The organism is Nocardioides sp. Soil796 (genome assembly GCF_001429525.1).
In the GTDB taxonomy this organism is placed as follows: domain Bacteria; phylum Actinomycetota; class Actinomycetes; order Propionibacteriales; family Nocardioidaceae; genus Nocardioides.
This window is the reverse complement of record NZ_LMSQ01000017.1, coordinates 665,907-682,484: the sequence shown is the minus strand read 5'-3', so window position 1 is coordinate 682,484 and position 16,578 is coordinate 665,907. Positions and strand designations below refer to the sequence as shown.

15 protein-coding genes are annotated in these 16,578 nt (G+C 68.1%); 4 read left to right on the top strand and 11 right to left on the bottom strand.

Annotated features, from left to right (window positions below; all coding sequences use genetic code 11):
- Nucleotides 1-156 precede the first annotated feature (156 nt).
- Nucleotides 157-2,265, bottom strand: coding sequence for an excinuclease ABC subunit UvrB (gene uvrB / locus ASH02_RS10270; RefSeq protein ID WP_057294694.1), 2,109 nt, complete (start codon nucleotides 2,263-2,265; stop codon nucleotides 157-159).
- Nucleotides 2,266-2,371: 106 nt separating this feature from the next.
- Here uvrB and ASH02_RS10265 point away from each other — a divergent pair, with 106 nt between their 5' ends.
- The 3 genes from ASH02_RS10265 to ASH02_RS10255 are packed head-to-tail and all read left to right on the top strand — an operon-like array spanning nucleotide 2,372 to nucleotide 5,143.
- A complete protein-coding gene (locus tag ASH02_RS10265) occupies nucleotides 2,372-3,631 on the top strand; it encodes a phospholipase D-like domain-containing protein (protein WP_056677183.1) in 1,260 nt (419 codons plus the stop codon).
- A 20-nt stretch (nucleotides 3,632-3,651) separates the two neighbouring features.
- A complete protein-coding gene (locus tag ASH02_RS10260) occupies nucleotides 3,652-4,548 on the top strand; it encodes an SDR family oxidoreductase (protein WP_057294693.1) in 897 nt (298 codons plus the stop codon).
- Between the two features lie 49 nt (nucleotides 4,549-4,597).
- A complete protein-coding gene (locus ASH02_RS10255; protein WP_057294692.1) occupies nucleotides 4,598-5,143 on the top strand; it encodes a carboxymuconolactone decarboxylase family protein in 546 nt (181 codons plus the stop codon).
- Between the two features lie 119 nt (nucleotides 5,144-5,262).
- Here the strand turns inward: ASH02_RS10255 and ASH02_RS10250 are convergent, their stop codons facing one another.
- From ASH02_RS10250 to ASH02_RS10210, 9 genes are all read right to left on the bottom strand, one after another.
- Nucleotides 5,263-6,369 (bottom strand): MlaD family protein, encoded by a 1,107-nt coding sequence (locus ASH02_RS10250; protein WP_056677174.1) that lies wholly within the window; start codon nucleotides 6,367-6,369, stop codon nucleotides 5,263-5,265.
- Complete coding sequence (locus ASH02_RS10245; RefSeq protein WP_056677171.1) at nucleotides 6,366-7,370, bottom strand: MCE family protein; 1,005 nt, start codon at nucleotides 7,368-7,370, stop codon at nucleotides 6,366-6,368. Before ASH02_RS10245 ends, ASH02_RS10250 begins: the two co-directional genes overlap by 4 nt.
- Nucleotides 7,367-8,440, bottom strand: a complete 1,074-nt coding sequence (locus ASH02_RS10240) for an MCE family protein (protein WP_156409747.1) — start codon at nucleotides 8,438-8,440, stop codon at nucleotides 7,367-7,369. Before ASH02_RS10240 ends, ASH02_RS10245 begins: the two co-directional genes overlap by 4 nt.
- Nucleotides 8,440-9,417, bottom strand: a complete 978-nt coding sequence (locus ASH02_RS10235; protein ID WP_057294690.1) for an MCE family protein — start codon at nucleotides 9,415-9,417, stop codon at nucleotides 8,440-8,442. The genes ASH02_RS10240 and ASH02_RS10235 overlap by 1 nt, the downstream gene beginning before the upstream one ends.
- The gene (locus ASH02_RS10230) at nucleotides 9,414-10,421 is read right to left on the bottom strand and encodes an MlaD family protein (RefSeq protein ID WP_057294689.1); all 1,008 of its coding nucleotides are present in this window, start codon (nucleotides 10,419-10,421) and stop codon (nucleotides 9,414-9,416) included. Before ASH02_RS10230 ends, ASH02_RS10235 begins: the two co-directional genes overlap by 4 nt.
- Before the next feature lie 12 nt (nucleotides 10,422-10,433).
- Nucleotides 10,434-11,459, bottom strand: a complete 1,026-nt coding sequence (locus ASH02_RS10225; protein WP_082620848.1) for an MCE family protein — start codon at nucleotides 11,457-11,459, stop codon at nucleotides 10,434-10,436.
- Nucleotides 11,459-12,265 (bottom strand): ABC transporter permease, encoded by an 807-nt coding sequence (locus ASH02_RS10220; RefSeq protein ID WP_082599441.1) that lies wholly within the window; start codon nucleotides 12,263-12,265, stop codon nucleotides 11,459-11,461. Before ASH02_RS10220 ends, ASH02_RS10225 begins: the two co-directional genes overlap by 1 nt.
- 10 nt (nucleotides 12,266-12,275) lie before the next feature.
- Entirely contained in the window at nucleotides 12,276-13,121 is an 846-nt protein-coding gene (locus ASH02_RS10215; protein ID WP_056677160.1) for an MlaE family ABC transporter permease, read from the bottom strand.
- A 111-nt stretch (nucleotides 13,122-13,232) separates the two neighbouring features.
- Nucleotides 13,233-14,138: a DNA-3-methyladenine glycosylase family protein gene (locus ASH02_RS10210; protein ID WP_056677159.1), complete on the bottom strand. Its 906-nt coding sequence runs from the start codon at nucleotides 14,136-14,138 to the stop codon at nucleotides 13,233-13,235.
- Nucleotides 14,139-14,251: 113 nt separating this feature from the next.
- Here ASH02_RS10210 and ASH02_RS10205 point away from each other — a divergent pair, with 113 nt between their 5' ends.
- Entirely contained in the window at nucleotides 14,252-14,947 is a 696-nt protein-coding gene (locus ASH02_RS10205) for a TetR/AcrR family transcriptional regulator (protein WP_056677157.1), read from the top strand.
- Nucleotides 14,948-15,136: 189 nt separating this feature from the next.
- Here the strand turns inward: ASH02_RS10205 and ASH02_RS10200 are convergent, their stop codons facing one another.
- The gene (locus ASH02_RS10200) at nucleotides 15,137-16,420 is read right to left on the bottom strand and encodes an acetyl-CoA C-acetyltransferase (protein ID WP_056677153.1); all 1,284 of its coding nucleotides are present in this window, start codon (nucleotides 16,418-16,420) and stop codon (nucleotides 15,137-15,139) included.
- Between the last annotated feature and the right edge of the window lie 158 nt (nucleotides 16,421-16,578).

The window sequence follows — 16,578 nt, the reverse complement described above, 5'->3', positions numbered from 1 at the left end:
GGCCTGCGAGCGACGAGAACGCCGCCAGCGCGCGTGCCGGCGCTCGGCCACAGACGATGAGTGTCTGGTGCGTGTGATGGCAAGGCNCGAGGAGCGAAGCTGGCCCGGGGTTGGCCTGCGAGCGACGAGAACGCCGCCAGCGCGCGTGCCAGGCATTCATCGCGTCGCCTCGATCATCTGGCGCAGCTCCTTCTTGAGCCCGGAGATCTCGTCACGCAGCCGGGCCGCGACCTCGAACTGCAGCTCGGCCGCGGCGTTGTGCATCTGGTCGGTCAGCTCCTGGATCAGCTCGGCCAGCTCGGCACTGGGCAGTCCCGCCGCATCGGGGGTGCGCTGGTCGCCGTGCAGCCTGGACAGCGCCGGGACCGGCGCCTTCTTCTGCCTCGGGTCCATGTGCTGCCAGGTCTTGAGCAGCTCCTCGGTCGACTCGTCCTCACGGGCCAGCATGTCGGTGATGTCGGCGATCTTCTTGCGCAGCGGCTGGGGGTCGAGCCCGCGCTCGGTGTTGTAGGCGACCTGCTTGGCGCGGCGCCGGTTGGTCTCGTCGATCGCCCGCTCCATGGAGTCGGTGATCTTGTCGGCGTACATGAACACCTGGCCGGACACGTTGCGGGCCGCGCGACCGATGGTCTGGATCAGCGACTTGTCGGAGCGCAGGAAGCCCTCCTTGTCGGCGTCGAGGATCGCCACCAGCGACACCTCGGGCAGGTCGAGGCCCTCGCGCAGCAGGTTGATGCCGACGAGGACGTCGTACTCGCCGAGACGCAGCTCGCGGAGCAGCTCGATGCGACGCAGGGTGTCGACCTCGCTGTGCAGGTAGCGGGTGCGGATGCCCGCATCGAGCAGGTAGTCGGTGAGGTCCTCGGACATCTTCTTGGTCAGCGTCGTGACCAGGACCCGCTCGTTCTTCTCCGTGCGCTCGCGGATCTCGTGGATCAGGTCGTCGATCTGGCCCTTGGTCGGCTTGACGATCACCTCGGGGTCGATCAGGCCGGTCGGGCGGATGATCTGCTCGACGACGTCGCCCTGCACCTTGTCGAGCTCGTAGTTGCCCGGGGTGGCGGAGAGATAGATGGTCTGGCCGATGCGCTCGAGGAACTCCTCCCACTTCAGCGGGCGGTTGTCCATGGCGCTGGGCAGCCGGAAGCCGTGCTCGACCAGGTTGCGCTTGCGCGACATGTCGCCTTCGTACATGCCGCCGATCTGGGGCACCGCCACGTGGGACTCGTCGACCACGAGCATGAAGTCCTCGGGGAAGTAGTCGAGCAGGCAGTTGGGGGCCGTGCCACGGGCGCGGCCGTCGATGTGCATCGAGTAGTTCTCGATGCCGGAGCACGACCCGACCTGCCGCATCATCTCCACGTCGTACGTCGTGCGCATGCGCAGCCGCTGCGCCTCGAGCAGCTTGCCCTGGCGCTCGAAGGTGGCCAGCTGCTCCTCGAGCTCGGCCTCGATGCCGTTGATCGCCCGCTCCATGCGCTCGGGGCCGGCCACGTAGTGGGTGGCCGGGAAGACGTACAGCTCCTGGTCGTCGGTGATCACCTCACCGGTCACCGGGTGCAGCGTCATCAGCCGCTCGATCTCGTCGCCGAAGAACTCCACCCGGACCGCGTGCTCCTCGTAGACCGGGAAGATCTCGAGGGTGTCGCCGCGCACCCGGAACGTGCCGCGGGTGAAGGCCAGGTCGTTGCGGGTGTACTGGATCGAGACCAGCTGGCGCAGGATCGAGTCGCGGTCGTGCTCCTCCCCCACGCGCAGCCTCAGCATGCGGTCGACGTACTCCTGCGGGGTGCCGAGACCGTAGATGCAGGAGACCGTCGACACCACGATCACGTCACGACGGGTCAGCAGCGAGTTCGTCGCCGAGTGGCGCAGTCGCTCGACCTCCTCGTTGATCGAGGAGTCCTTCTCGATGTAGGTGTCGGTCTGCGGGACGTAGGCCTCGGGCTGGTAGTAGTCGTAGTAGCTGACGAAGTACTCGACGGCGTTGTTGGGGAACAGGCCGCGCAGCTCGTTGGCGAACTGGGCGGCCAGGGTCTTGTTGGGCTGGAGCACGAGCAGGGGTCGCTGGAGCTCCTCGGCCACCCACGCCACGGTCGCGGTCTTGCCGGTGCCGGTGGCGCCGAGCAGCACGATGTCGTCGACGCCGTCGCGCACCCGGGCGGAGATCTCCTTGATCGCCGCCGGCTGGTCGCCCGCCGGCTGGTAGTCGGAGATCACTTCGAACGGGGCCACCCGGCGCTCGAGATCGGTCACTGGTCGCATGACGGCAAGCCTAGACGGCGCCACCGACAACGCCAGCGGAGAACGAGTGGCACCCGGTCAGCGGGCCCTGCCTCCTCGTGTCGGTGATGTCCACTAGATTGACGCCGTGCCCCGAACAGACAGCAGCCGGGCCCGGCTCCTCACCCTCGTCCGGCGCACCCTGCTGTCGTTCTTCGGCGTCCAGGTGCTGCTGGCCATCGGGCTGACGCTGGTCGACTCCTACCGCCGGCGCAACAAGAAGCCCAAGCCGTTCCCGACCACGACCCCCGAGACCGTCGAGGTCGGCGACGGCACCGTCACGACGTACACCTTCGGCCAGGACCTGTACGACGACATGCTGGCCGCGATCGCCGGGGCCAAGCGGCAGATCCTCTTCGAGACCTACATCTGGAAGGGCGACGAGGTCGGCGAGCGGTTCAAGCAGGCGCTGACCGATGCCGCCGACCGTGGCGTCGACGTGCACATCATCTACGACGCGTTCGCCAACATCGTGGTCAAGCCGACGTTCAAGAAGTTCAGCCCGAGCCTGAAGGTGCTCCGCTTCCCGGTCTACAACGCCGGGCTGCGGTTCTTCGACCTACGCCACTACGGTCGTGACCACCGCAAGATCCTGGTGGTCGACGACGAGGTCGGGTTCGTCGGCGGCTACAACATCGGCACCCCCTACGCCACGGAGTGGCGCGACACGCACTGCCGGATCACCGGCCCCGGTGTCTGGGACCTCAAGCGTGCCTTCGCCGACTTCTGGAACCTCTACCGCCGCAAGCGCTTCCGCGCCAGCGAGCGGCCGCTGCTGCTCGAGACCGCCTCGCAGTGGGAGCCGCGCATCCGCTTCCAGCGCAACGTGCCCCGGCTGTGGATGTTCCCGATCCGCTCGATGTACCTCGAGGCGATCAACCGGGCAACCGGCAACATCTGGCTGACCCACGCCTACTTCATCCCCGACCAGGACTTCGTCGACGCATTGGCCGACGCCGCCCGCCGCGGCGTCGACGTACGCCTGCTGGTGCCGGCCAAGTCCAACCACATCGTGGCCGACTGGATCTCGCGCGGCTACTTCGGCCAGCTGATCGCCGCCGGGGTGCGCATCTTCCGGTTCAAGGACGCCATGGTGCACGCCAAGACGGCCACCATCGACGGCAGCTGGTCCACCATCGGCACGGCCAACATCGACCGGCTCAGCATGCAGGGCAACTACGAGATCAACGTCGAGATCATCGACCCCGGCATGGCCCACGCGATGGAGCAGATCTACGAGGTCGACCTGTCCAACAGTGCCGAGCTGACCCGCGACGAGTGGGAGTCCCGTGACATCTACCGTCGCTTCACCGAGGCGGTGCTGGCGCCGCTACGGCCCCTGCTCTGACCCCCACGACCAGGAGACACATGTTCCGCAACCCCTTCAGACCGCCCTTCAGGGACCTGTCCGGCCGGAAGGTCTTCATCACCGGGGCGGCGAGCGGGATCGGTCGTTCCTGCGCCGTCCTCGCGGCCGCCGAGGGCGCCTCGGTGTTCCTCACCGATCGCAACGCCGAGTTGCTCGAGGCAACGGCCGCGGAGATCCGGGCCGGCGGAGGTTCGGTCCCGTTCGTCGAGGCGGCCGACATCAGCGACTACCCGGCGGTCAAGGCGCTGGCAGCCCGCTTGACCCAGGAGCACGGCGCGATGGACGTCGTGATGAACGTCGCGGGCATCTCGTCGTGGGGCACCGTCCAGTCCCTCGAGCACGAGCAGTGGCGCAAGCTGGTCGACATCAACCTGATGGGGCCCATCCACGTCATCGAGTCGCTCGTCCCTCCGATGATCGAGGCCGGGAGGCCGGGCCACCTGGTCAACGTCTCCTCCGCCGCCGGCATCATCGGCATGCCCTGGCACGCGGCGTACTCGGCCAGCAAGTTCGGCCTCCGCGGTGTGTCCGAGGTGCTCCGCTTCGACCTGCGCCGGCACCGCATCGGGGTCAGCCTGGTCTGCCCCGGCGGGGTGGCGACGCCGTTGACGCAGACCGTCGAGATCGCCGGGGTCGACCATTCCTCCCCCGCCTTCGAGAAGCTGCACGCCCGGTTCCGCAAGCGCGCCGCCACACCCGACCAGGCCGCGGCGGCGATCCTCGACGGCGTACGCCGCAACAAGTACTGGGTCTACACCTCGAACGACATCCGGCTGATCCACGCGCTGCAGCGACACTGCTCCCCGGCGTACGTCGTCGCGATGCGGGTGATGAACCGCGGCGCCAACCGGGCCCTGCCCGCAGTGGGTCGGGCCCGCCGTTCGGACGCCACATGAGCACCCCAGACAAATCCTCGCTGCGCTGCGGCAAGCCCAGGGACCCCGCATGAGCACCACACCTCGCCTCGGCCCGGGCGGCGTGCGCGAGGTCGGACCCGCCATCTGGGCGTTCTCGCGGCTGGCCGGCCGGGTCTCGGGCACCGAACCGCCGGCGGTGTTCCTCACCCTGGGCCGCAACCGGCGGCTCTTCTGGGGCTGGCTGCACTTCGCCGGGCGCCTGATGCCCGGCGGACGCCTGGCCCGCCGCGAGACCGAGCTGGTGATCCTGCGCGTGGCCGCGACCGCGCACTCCGACTACGAGTGGGCGCAGCACGAGGGCATGGGCCGCAAGGCCGGTCTCACCACGCCGGAGATCGAGGGCCTGGCCGGACGCGCGGAGCACGACTGGTCCGCGCGCGACACAATGCTGCTCGACGCGACCGACGAGCTGCTGCGCGACGCCGACCTGTCGGACGCCACCTGGCACCGGGTGCGCGAGCACCTCGACGAGCGCACGTCGGTCGAGCTGCTCATGCTGGTCGGCCACTACCGGATGCTGGCCACCACCCTTCAGGCCCTGCGCGTGCAACCCGACCGCCGCCGCACCCGCTGACCTGTCGCCAGTTCGCGTCGACCCGTCGCCAGTTCGCGTCGAGCCGTCGCCAGTTTCGTTCAGTGAGCGAAACTGGCGACAGGTCGATCAGAATTCACGACGGGTCGACGTAGGAGAGGTCAGCGGGTCAACGGTGCGGGCGCGTGGTTGGCACCGCGCCACGGAGCAGACCCGGTGCAGTGCCCGTTCAGGTAGAGGTCGCGCCCACCGGTGCCCTCCGTGGGACTGCCACGATCGGTGCCGTAGTTGCAGTAGGGCTGCGTCTTCTGGAGGCTCGCCGTCACGTTCATGTAGCCGTTGTACATGACACTGGCGAAGCGCCCGAGGCCGTACGGCGTCATCGACAGCGTCGCCTGCAGATGGGGGCCACGCAGGGCGAGGAACTTGGTCAGCGGGTTGACGTTCTTCAACAGGCCGGGCAGGCGGTGGTCGACGCCGTCGATCAGCACCATCACGTCGGCCAGGTCTCCCGGCATCCGCGACAGGATCGCGCGCACGTCGGGGTTCCACTGCACGAACCAGGTGCCGACCGTGGCCGCCGAGGCCGCCCAGTCGACCAGGAGCTGCCGGTTGTCGGCGAAGATCTTCAGCGTCGTGCGCCCCTGGGTCAGCACGCGTTCGGCGGTGGGCCACGTCGTGTCGACCGTGTCGAGCAGGGTCTCGGTGTTCGCGAGCAGCTTCCGCAGGTCGTCACCACTGCCCGCGAAGGCGGTGTTGACCTCTCGGAGCACGGTGCGGACCTTGTCGGGGTCGACCTGGCGCATCGCGGCCTGCAGTCCGCTGACCATCTTCGCCAGCGACACCGGAAGGTCATCGGCGGTCGCGGAGACCCGGTCGCCGTCGGCGAGGTAGGGACCGCCGGTCCTGTTCGGCCGGAAGTCGATGTACTGCTCCCCCACGGGTGAGAGCGAACGCACCTTGGCCACGACGTCTGCGGGGATCTCGACACCGGACTTGAGGTCGACGGTGACCTTCACCCCGGAGCCGTCGAGCTCGATCTTCTTGACCTCGCCGACCTCGACTCCGCGGTAGCTCGCGGAGGATCCCTCGAACAGGCCGCCGGTGCGCGGCATGGTCACCGTGATCTCTGCCTTCTGCTTGCCGATCGGCGCCTGGAGGATCCACGCGAACAGCAGCACGAGGCAGGCCACGAGCACGCCGGCCAGCACGGCGGCACCGAAGATCAGCTTGCCGAGGGACGCCTTGGCAGCAGCCTTGTTCTTCACGGGGTGGCCTCCTGCGTCGTGGCCGTGCGGGCACCCGGGAGAGGCATGCCGAAGCCGGTGCTGAGCCGCAGCTCGAGGGAGAGGTTGAGGTACTCGGTCGGCACGGCCCGGTCGATCAGGGCGGCGAGGTTGGTGGCCTTGACCAGCATCGACTTCGCCTGCGCCTTGTTGTCCTGCAGGGTGTCGAGAATGGGGCCGAGCTCGGCCGCGGAGACACTGATGTCGCCCTTGGTGGCGGTGACCAGGCCGTCGACGTTCTTGCTCATCCCCTCGAGCTCCTGGAGCAGCGCGGTGATCTTGCCGCTGTTGCGGCGGACCACCTTCGCCACCGGTCCGGCCAGCTTGATCGCCCGGTTGATCTGGTCCTCTCGCGCGTTCAGCAGCTTCGACGTACGGGCCAGGGCGTTGAGGAACAGGTCGATGTCGGCCTTGCTGTCGTTGAGCGTGCCGACCAGCGACTCGGTGTTGTTGATGAAGTCGCGCACGGTGCCGGTGCGGCCGTCGAGCGCGGTGTTGACCTCGTTGATGATCGTCTTGATCTGACTCAGGCTGCCGCCGTTGATCAGGAGCGACGCGGCGGCCAGGCCGTCCTCGACGGTCGGCGCCGAGCGGGTCTGGTCGATGCCGACCTTGGCCCCGTCGGTGAGCAGCGTTCGGCTCTTGCCCCGGATCACCTCGACGAAGAGCTCACCGAGGGCGGTGGTCGGGCGCAAGCGGAAGGTGGTGTCGCGGGGCAGCTTGGTCTTGCCATCCATGTTCAGCGTGACCCGGGCCTGGAAGTCGGCCGTGGCGACCTCCTCGACCCGTCCCACGGTGGCACCGTCGATCTTGACCGCAGCACCGTTGGCAAGGTTGAGCGCATCGGGGAACGACACCGTGACATCGTAGGGATCCTCGACGCCGGTGCCGACGGGGATGTTCTCCGCGTTCAGTGCGGAGCACCCGGTGCTGACCAGCAGCGTGGCGACCAGCAGTCCGAGGATTCGCAGCAGGCCGGTCATGGCTTCCTCCCCCCGCCGAGCAGGATGTCGATCACGGAACCCAGGTCCTGGGCACCGGACAGGGCCTCGCACAGCGGACCCGGGATCAGGCCACAGAGTGCGTGCACGACCTCGGTGCCCGGGAGCAGCAGCTCGACGGGAAGCCGGATGTCGAGCCGCTTCTGGTCGTTGATCGCGCGGCCGAGGTTCTCCATCGCCACCGGCATGACCTCGAGCAGCTCGCTGAGGGAGCCCTTGTGCTTGAGGATGCGCTGCGAGAGGTCCTCGATGTTCAGCACCGCCGTGCGCATGTCGCCCTTGTGGTGCTTGACGAAGACGGCGAGCAGGCTGATCGTCTCGCTGAGGCTGTCGACCGCGGTCTGCAGGTTGATCCGCTCGTCGCGGACGAGGTTGGTGCCGGCCGAGACGTTGTTGATGAAGCGGCGGGCCAGCTTGTCGTTCTTGGCGATCGCCGCCGTGAGGGTGTCGAGGTTGCCCAAAGTGGTGGCGAAGGCGTCGCTGTGCTCGGCGAAGGCCCCGGTGCCGTTGACCAGGTTGGTGATCGTGCGGCGGATCTGCTTGCCGTTGCCGTCGAGGGTGTTGGCCGTCTTGTCGAGCAGCCGCTTGAGCGGCTTGGCGTTCTTGCCCTTGCCGTTCAGGCCCTCCGCCAGGACGTCGATGGAGTCGAGCAGCTCGTCCCACTCGACGGGGGTGCGGGTCTGCTCCTGGTCGATGGTGGCGCCGGTCTTCATCACCGGTCCGGACTTGTACGCCGGGGTGAGCTCGACGTACCGGTCGGTGGCCATCGACCTTGAAACGATGACGGCGCCCGCGTCGGCCGGGATCTTGACGTCGGGGTCGAGCTCGAGGGTGACGTCGACCCGGTCACCGTGGGGCTCGATCTTGGTGACCTCTCCGACCGGGACGCCGAGGACGCCCACGTCGTTGCCGACGAAGAGCCCCGCGCTGTTGGTGAGCTGGACCGTGATCGTGGTCTTGTCCTTGCCGAAAGGTCCACAGCCGGTGAGCCCCACCGTGAGGGCGAGCAGCATGGCCAGCAGCCGCAGGGAGCGACCGAGAGATGCCTGCATCAGCTGCACTTCCCTTCGATGCGGCACCGGATGGTGTCCGGCGTGGCACCGGGCATGTACTGGTCGAGCCAGGACCCCGAGCCGGTGCTGTTGGCGAAGTAGCGCGCCGTCGGTCCGAGCAGGTCGGCGACCTGGCCCAGCTTCTCGTGGTTCCTGGTGAGCAGCTGGATGGTGTTGTTCAGGTTGTCGAGCATCGGCCCGATCTCGTCGCGGTTCTCCTTCATCAGGCTGCTCAGCTGCGTGCCGATCGCCCGGAGGTCGACGAGCAGGTTGTGGATCGCCTGCCGCCTGGAGACCAGCTCGGTCAGCAGCACGTTGGCCTGCCTCATCAGCACCGTGATGTCGTCGCTGCTGTTGGCCAGCTGCTCGCTGAACGTGCTCGTCGACTCGAGCAGTGTGCCGAGGTCGTCGGAGCGGTTGGCGAACATCTCGGAGAGGTCGGAGATGCCGCGCAGGGCAGGCAGGAACTCCTCGCTCGACTGGTCCATCGTCCTGGCCACCGTGTTGAGCGCCGTCCGGATGGTGTCGACGTCCAGCTTCTGGGAGAGGTCGCCGGTCTGGTTGATGACGTCCTGGAGGTTGAACGGCACGTGGGTCTGGGACAGCGGGATGTGCTCGTGGGAGAGCTCGCCCTTGCCGGACGGTGACAGCAGCAGGAAGTGGGTGCCGAGCAGGGTGGCCACCTTCACCTCGGCGGTGGTCGCCTTGCCGAGCTCGATGTCCTTGTCGACGGTGAACTCGATCTGGACGTGTTGCCCGTCGAGCTCGATCTTGCGGATCTCACCGACGCCGACGCCGGCCACCTGAACCTCTTCACCGACGCGCAGGCCGGCGGTGTGCTCGAGCTCGGCGGTGTAGGTGTTCGCGCCGAACGGGAAGATCGTGGTCGCCATGATCAGGGCGGCGAGGATCGCCAGGACCCCGGCGCCCATCAGGCCGATCCTGCGGTAGCTCTCGGGTGTCTTCGCGAAGTTCATCGGCAGGCCTCCGAGAACGGGCCGTTCTGGCCACCGATCCAGGTCGTGTTCTCGCCCAGCAGCTTGATGCCGAACTTGCAGTTGTAGACCTGCAGGTTGGCGCCGTAGGACTGCGAGCGCACGAAGGCGCCGACCAGCTGGGGCAGGGCGTCGAAGGCGTTCTCGATGACCGGCGTGCCCCTCGTGATGGTGGCGCCCAGGCGCCGAAGTGAACGGATGTCGGCCTCGATCGTCGGCCGCAGGTCGTTGACCAGGTCGGTCGTCGAGTCGAGGTTGGTGCCGATGTTGTCGAGGGCCCCGAAGAAGTTGCCACTGCCCTTGTTGAGCTCGGTCACCAGCTTGCGCAGCTCGACCAGGGCGGTGTCGAACTGGTCGGAGTTCGCGGCCAGGTTGTCGACCACCGGCGTGAGGTTCTCCACGACCTCGCCGAAGACCTGGTCCTTGTCGGCCAGGAAGGAGGTGAGCTCGCCGGTCTCGGCCAGGAGCGACTCGACGCTGCCGGACTCCCCCTGCAACACGGAGACGATGTTGGAGGCCAGGGTGTTCAGGTCCTTGGGCGAGAGCACGTTGAAGAGCGGTTCGAAGCCGTTGAGCAGCGCGGTGAGGTCGAAACCGGGACGGGTGCGGTTGAGCCCGATCTCGTCGCCGTCCTTCAAAGGCGGGCCGGGCTGTGCACCGGGTGTCAGGGCGAGGTACTTCTGCCCGAGCAGGTTCTGGTAGCGCATGACCACGCGCGTGGTGTCGCTGACCTTCTGGCTGTCCTGCACGGTGAACTCGACCTTGGCGAGCGTGTTGTCCTTGACCGTCACGTTCTCGACGCGGCCGACCTTGACCCCGGAGATGCGTACGTCGTCACCGGCCCGCAGCCCGCTGACGTTCGTGAACGCGGCGTAGAGGGTCTTGGAGTCGCCGTTGACCTTGTTCGTCATCGTGTTGTAGAGCCCGACGAACAGCAGGATCGACACGAGGCCGAAGAGGCCGAACTTGATGGCAATCGTCTTCATCGCGGGCCCTCCTCAGCAGCCCCGGCCACGGAGGCCGGCGTAGGTCGGGCAGTCACCGGGGCCGTAGCCGTCCTCGGGAGCGAGGCGGAGGTTGGCGTCGATGCGCATGAACGGGCCGTAGGAGAAGGCCTTGCCACCGTTGTCGGCCAGGGCGATCACCGCGGCGAAGAGCGCCGGGATGTCGCCGCGCCCGAGGTAGAGGGCGTGGAGGGTACGGCGGAGGTACGGCAGGCCGGTCTGCAACGCTTCCCGGTTGTTGGTCACCACGTGATCGACGGTCGTGCTGACGTCGGTCAGTCCGGCAAGCACTGACTGGAACTCCTTCTCCATGTCGACCAGGGTCTGACCGGCGGCCATCACGCCGTCGAGCGCCGTGAAGAGGTTCGGTGTGATGCGCGAGAACGTCGACATCACCACGGTGGCCAACCGGATGTCCTGGCGGATCAGCGGCATGTAGGGCTCGATGCGTGACACGGCACGGTTCGCGGTCTCGATCATGGTGCCGATGTTGTCGCCCTTGCCGTCGAGCGTGGAGGCGAAGGTCTCGAGCATGGTGGCCAGTTCGGCCGGGCCGAGGGCGTCGACGAGTGCCTGGGTCTCCTCGAGGAGGTCGCCCAGCTCGATCGTCTCGGCCGAGGCGTCCTGCTTCAGCGCGGCGTTGGCGGTGACGACACCCCTGGGTGCGGTGGGCCGCAGCAGCTCGACGTACGCCGCACCGAAGATGCTGACGGGGAGCACCCGGACGGTGGCGTTGCCCGGCACCTTCTCGGCCTGCTCGGGGTCGAACTGCATGCTGACCTCGACACCCCTGGGTGCGGGCTCGATCGCATCGACCTTGCCGACCACGATGCCGTCGAGCTTGACCTCGGCACCGATCTCGAGGGCGCCGCCGGCGGTGTCGAGCTGGGCAGTGGCCGGCACGGTCTCGTCGAACTTGCCGAATGCGTTGGCCAGGAGCAGGCCCACCGCGACGGCGAGTACGACGAGGAAGATGCCGCCGCGCAGGGCCTGGGTACGCACGGATGCCGGGGCGCTCATCAGCCCGCCACCCTGAAGCCGGGATCAGATCCCCAGAACACCAGCGTCAAGAGCATGTCGACCAGCACCACGACGACGATGCTGCAGCGGATGGCCCGGCCGGTCGCCTCACCGACACCCTGTGGTCCCGCGCTGGCCCGGAAGCCGAACCAGCAGTGGATCAGCGCGACCAGGGTGGCGAAGACGACGATCTTGACGATGGAGAGGAAGACGTCACGTCCGTCGATGAACGAGAAGAAGTAGTGCTCGTAGGTGCCGCGCGACTGGTTGAAGATCAGGACGACGGAGGCCTCCGAGGCGGCGTACGCACCGAGCAGGCCGATCAGGTAGAGCGGCAGGATCGCGAACATGCAGGCCAGCACCCGGGTGGTGACCAGGTAGCGCATCGGCTCCACGGCCATCACCTCGAGGGCGTCGATCTCCTCGGAGATGCGCATCGAACCAATCTGGGCGGTGAAGCGGCAGCCCACCTGGCCCCCGAGGGCGAGGGCGGCTACCAGCGGTGCGAGCTCGCGGGTGTTGACGCCGGCGCTGACGAACCCGGTGAGCGGCGCCAGACCCATGATCTCGAGGCCGTTGAAGCCCTCGATGCCGAGCGAGGTGCCCGCGGAGAGCGACAGCAGGATCATCACGCCGACGGTGCCGCCGCCGACGAGCAGGGCGCCGGAGCCCCAGCTGATGTCGGCGAGCTGGCGGAGCACTTCCTTGTAGTAGCGCTGGAGTGTGAAGCGGGTTCCCCTGAACGTCGTCCAGGTGAACCAGATGAAGTCGCTGAACCGGGCGAGGGCGCTTTGCACTCCGGTCATCGTGCCCGCCTCACGCGATCCTGGCCGGGGCCAACATGACGTAGGCCTGGGTCAGCGCGACGTTGACCACGGCCAGTGAGATGACGCTGATGACGACGGCCTCGTTCACCGCATCGGCCACGCCCTTGGCGCCGCCACTGGCGGTGAGCCCCTTGTGACAGGCCACGATCGTGGCGATGAACCCGAAGATGAGGGCCTTGAAGCTGGCGAGGAAGAGGTCGGTCGGTTGCGCGAAGGAGACGAACGCGGCGATGTAGGTGCCCGAGCTGACCTGACCACCGCCGACGTTGAGGATGTAGCCGGTGATGATCGAGGTCGAGGCGACGATGATGTTGAGGAAGAAGGCGACCACGAGTGCGGCCACGACGCGGGGCGCGACGAGGCGCTGCACCGGGTTGATGCCCATGACCTTGAGCGCGTCGACCTCTTCGCGGATCGTGCGGGCACCGAGGTCGGAGGTGATCGCGGCACCGACCGCGCCGGCGATCATGATCGAGGTGACCAGGGGTGCGCCCTGGCGGAGCACGCCGATGCCGTTGACCGCGCCACTGAACGACTGGGCGCCGATCTGGGCCGCGACGCCGCCGACCTGGATCGAGACGATGATGCCGAACGGGATCGCCACCAGGATGGTCGGCAGCACCGACACGCGGGCCATGAACCAAGCCTGGAGGAGGAACTCCGACCACGAGAACTTCCGGCTGACGATGTCCACGGCGGCGCTGACCGACGCCTCGATGGCGAGCACGATCATCGCTCCGGCGGTCTCGATCCCCTTACGGATTCGACCACCCAGGTCACTGGCGATTCGTGCCGGCAATGTGCCAGCCACCCAGCCACCCGCCTGCGAAGCCATGGATTCCCGCTCTCTGAAGTCACCGTTGTTGAACCAAACGCGTGGTGCGGCCACGAAGTTACGCCAAGGTGGACACGAGGTCTACTTGAGTCTCACTACTTGACAGCATGGCTATCCAGGTAAATGGGTGCGAGGAGCCATTCGCGGTCCACGTCGCGGTCGACGGATCGCGTCGAGCCCGAGAAGTGCCTGCACACGGTAGCGATGCCCGGGCCAGTTCTGAAGGATCTCGGCGAGCCCCGTGTCGTCGACGGGCTGACCGGTCAGGGCCCAGCCGACGTCCTTGGCCACGTGGTAGTCGCCGAAGCTCACCGCGTCGGGGTCGCCGTGCGCGCGCACCCGGGTCTCGGCACTCGTCCAGACGCCGACCCCCGGCAACGACCGCAGGCGACGGTCGGCCTCGGGATGGTCGACCCCAGTGGTGCGCTCCAGGGAGCCCGCCACACGCGCGGCGCCGACGAGGGTGCGGGACCGGGCACCGTCGATACGCATGGCCAGCCACTCCCACGACGGCACGGTGGTCAGGGTTGCCGCGTCGGGCTGCACCCAGAGGTCGGGGTGCGGGCCGGGCGCACGCTCGCCGTACCGCCGTACGAGTCGCCGGAACCCGAGGAAGGCCTCCTGGCCGGTGACCTTCTGCTCGATGACGGCCGGCACCAACGCCTCGAGCACCAGTCCCGTGCGGCCGATGCGCCAGTGCGGGTGGTTGCGCCACGCTTGCTCCACGACGGGATGGCGTGCCTCGAAGCCGGTCCAGTCGTCGTCGGCGCCGAGCATCGCGGGCAGGCGCTCCAGGAGCCAGCCGGCGCCGGGCCCCCACGCCGTGGCCTCGACCTCACCGGCCGCGGCACGTGTGACGACGCGGAGCGCGCCGACACCTTCCGGCGTACGGATGCCGCGCCAGTGCGAGCCGTCGTCGTCGACGCGGTACGTCGGATCGCCCGGGCCGCGCCGGTTGGCACCGAGGATCTGCCCGACCGGGCACGGCCAGTCGGGCCGCCAGAGACGTTGCTGCACGGGCTCAACGTATCGCGCGGTCCCGACACCGACGGCGTACGCCGACCGACGAAACGAGACATCCGTCAACAGAGTGTGCGACAGGGAGTTACACCTACGTCTAGACTCATCCCATGAGCGACGGAAAGACCAAGCAGGCCGAGCCACGACGTACGGCGGCGGCAACCCGACGGCGCCGTCGCGAGGCGGAGATCCTGGCCGCCACCCGAGCGCTGTTCGACGAGCGCGGCGTCCGCGACGTGCACATCGACGAGATCGCCAAGACCGTCGGCACCAACCGGGCCATCCTCTACCGCCACTTCTCCGGCAAGGAGGAGCTCTTCGCGCTGACCCTGGTCGGCTACCTCGACGAGCTGCGTGACCGGATGCAGGCGGTGATGGACGCCGGCGGCACCCCGCGTGACCGCCTCGTGGCCCTGGTCGAGGCGTTCGTCGACTACGGCATCGAGTACCCCGCGTTCGTCGACTGCGCGCAGGCGCTGATGCGCCGCCCCGGCCCCGAGCTCCTCGACGAGATCAGCGAGTCGGCCCTGTTCCGGCTCGGGCGCGGCATCGCGGCGTGCCTGGCCATGCTCAGCTCGACCCTCGACGAGGGCGTCGCCGAGGGCACCTTCGCGGTCGAGGACACCAGCCTGCTGGCCAACCACATGTACGCGACCGGCTTCGGCGCCCTCCAGCTGGCCCGCGTGGGCATGCTGATCAAGGAACTGGCCCCCGGCATCCCCACCATCGCGCCGATCTCGGTCGTGCAGGTGCGCCAGTACCTCGTCGACACCAGCCTGGCACTGGCCGGCTGCCCCACTCGCTGACCCGTCGCCAGTTCCGGTCGACCCGTCGCCAGTTCCGGTCGACCTGTCGCCAGTTCCGGTCGACCTGTCGCCAGTTCGGGTCGGCCCTCCGAACAAACGACGGGTCACCTCGAACAAACGACGGGTCGATGACAACGGGCGCCGACCTCCGAGGAGGTCGGCGCCCGTTGCGCGTGACGAGTGGTGCGATCAGGGGCGCTCGAGGATCGCCACGACGCCCTGACCGCCCGCGGCGCAGATCGAGATCAGGCCGCGGCCCGAGCCCTTCTGGGCCAGGAGCTTGGCCAACACGGGCACGATGCGACCACCGGTCGCGGCGAACGGGTGCGCCGCCGCCAGCGAGGAGCCGTTGACGTTGAGCTTGCTGCGGTCGATGGCACCGAGGGGCTTGTCGCGACCGAGGCGCTCCTTGCAGAACACCGGGTCCTCCCAGGCCTTCAGCGTCGAGAGCACCTGGGCCGCGAAGGCCTCGTGGATCTCGTAGTAGTCGAAGTCCTGGAGGGTCAGGCCCTCGCGCTCGAGCATGTCGGAGACGGCGTACGCCGGCGCCATCAGCAGGCCCTCGTCGCCGCCGACGTAGTCGACCGCCGAGGTCTCGTAGGCGGTGATGTAGGCCAGCACCGGGAGGTCGTGCTCCTTGGCCCAGTCCTCCGAGGCCAGAAGCACGGCGGAGGCGCCGTCGCTGAGCGGGGTCGAGTTGCCGGCGGTCATCGTGGCGGCCTCGCCCTTGCCGAACACCGGCTTGAGCTTGGCCAGCTTCTCGACCGTCGAGTCGGGGCGCATGTGGTTGTCGCGCTCGACACCGCGGAACGGGGTGACCAGGTCGTCCATGAAGCCTTCGTCCCAGGCCCGGGCGAGGTTCTGGTGCGAGGCGGCGGCCAGCTCGTCCTGGGCCTCGCGGGTGACGCCCCACTCGAGGGCGGTGATCGCCTGGTGGTCGCCCATCGACAGGCCCGTGCGCGGCTCGATGTTGGCCGGCGGCAGGATGCCGATGTCGCCGGGACGGATCGCGAGCAGCTTCTTGAGCTTGTCCTTGGTGTCGCGCTGCTGGTTGACCTGGATCAGCTTCTTGCGCAGCTTCTCGCTGATCGCGATCGGGGCGTCGGACGTGGTGTCCGAGCCGCCGGCGATGGCGGAGTCGATCTGGCCCAGGGCGATCAGGTTCGCCACGGTGATCACGGCCTGGAGGCCGGTGCCGCAGGCGATCTGCATGTCGACGGCCGGCGTACGGGCGCTGAGCTTCGAGCCGAGCACCACCTCGCGCACGAGGTTGAAGTCGCGCGAGTGCTTGATCACGGCGCCACCGACGACCATGCCGAGCTGCTCGCCCTCGAGGCCGAAGCGCTCGACCAGGCCGTCGACGGCCGCCGTCAGCATCTCCTGGTTGGAGGCCTCGGCGTAGACCGTGTTGGAGCGGGCGAAGGGGATGCGATTGCCACCGATGATGGCCACGCGGCGGGTCTTGGCCTGCATGTGTCTCTCCTGGATTGGTTCGGGTGCCTTCATCCTTGCCTTTGCCGGCTCCGGAGGGAAAGCATTGAGTCGGAGATCACGAAAAGTGGACTCCGAGTTACACCTCTAGTTACATAGAATGACATCAGGCCCTTCCGCGGGCCGCCCCGACCCCAACG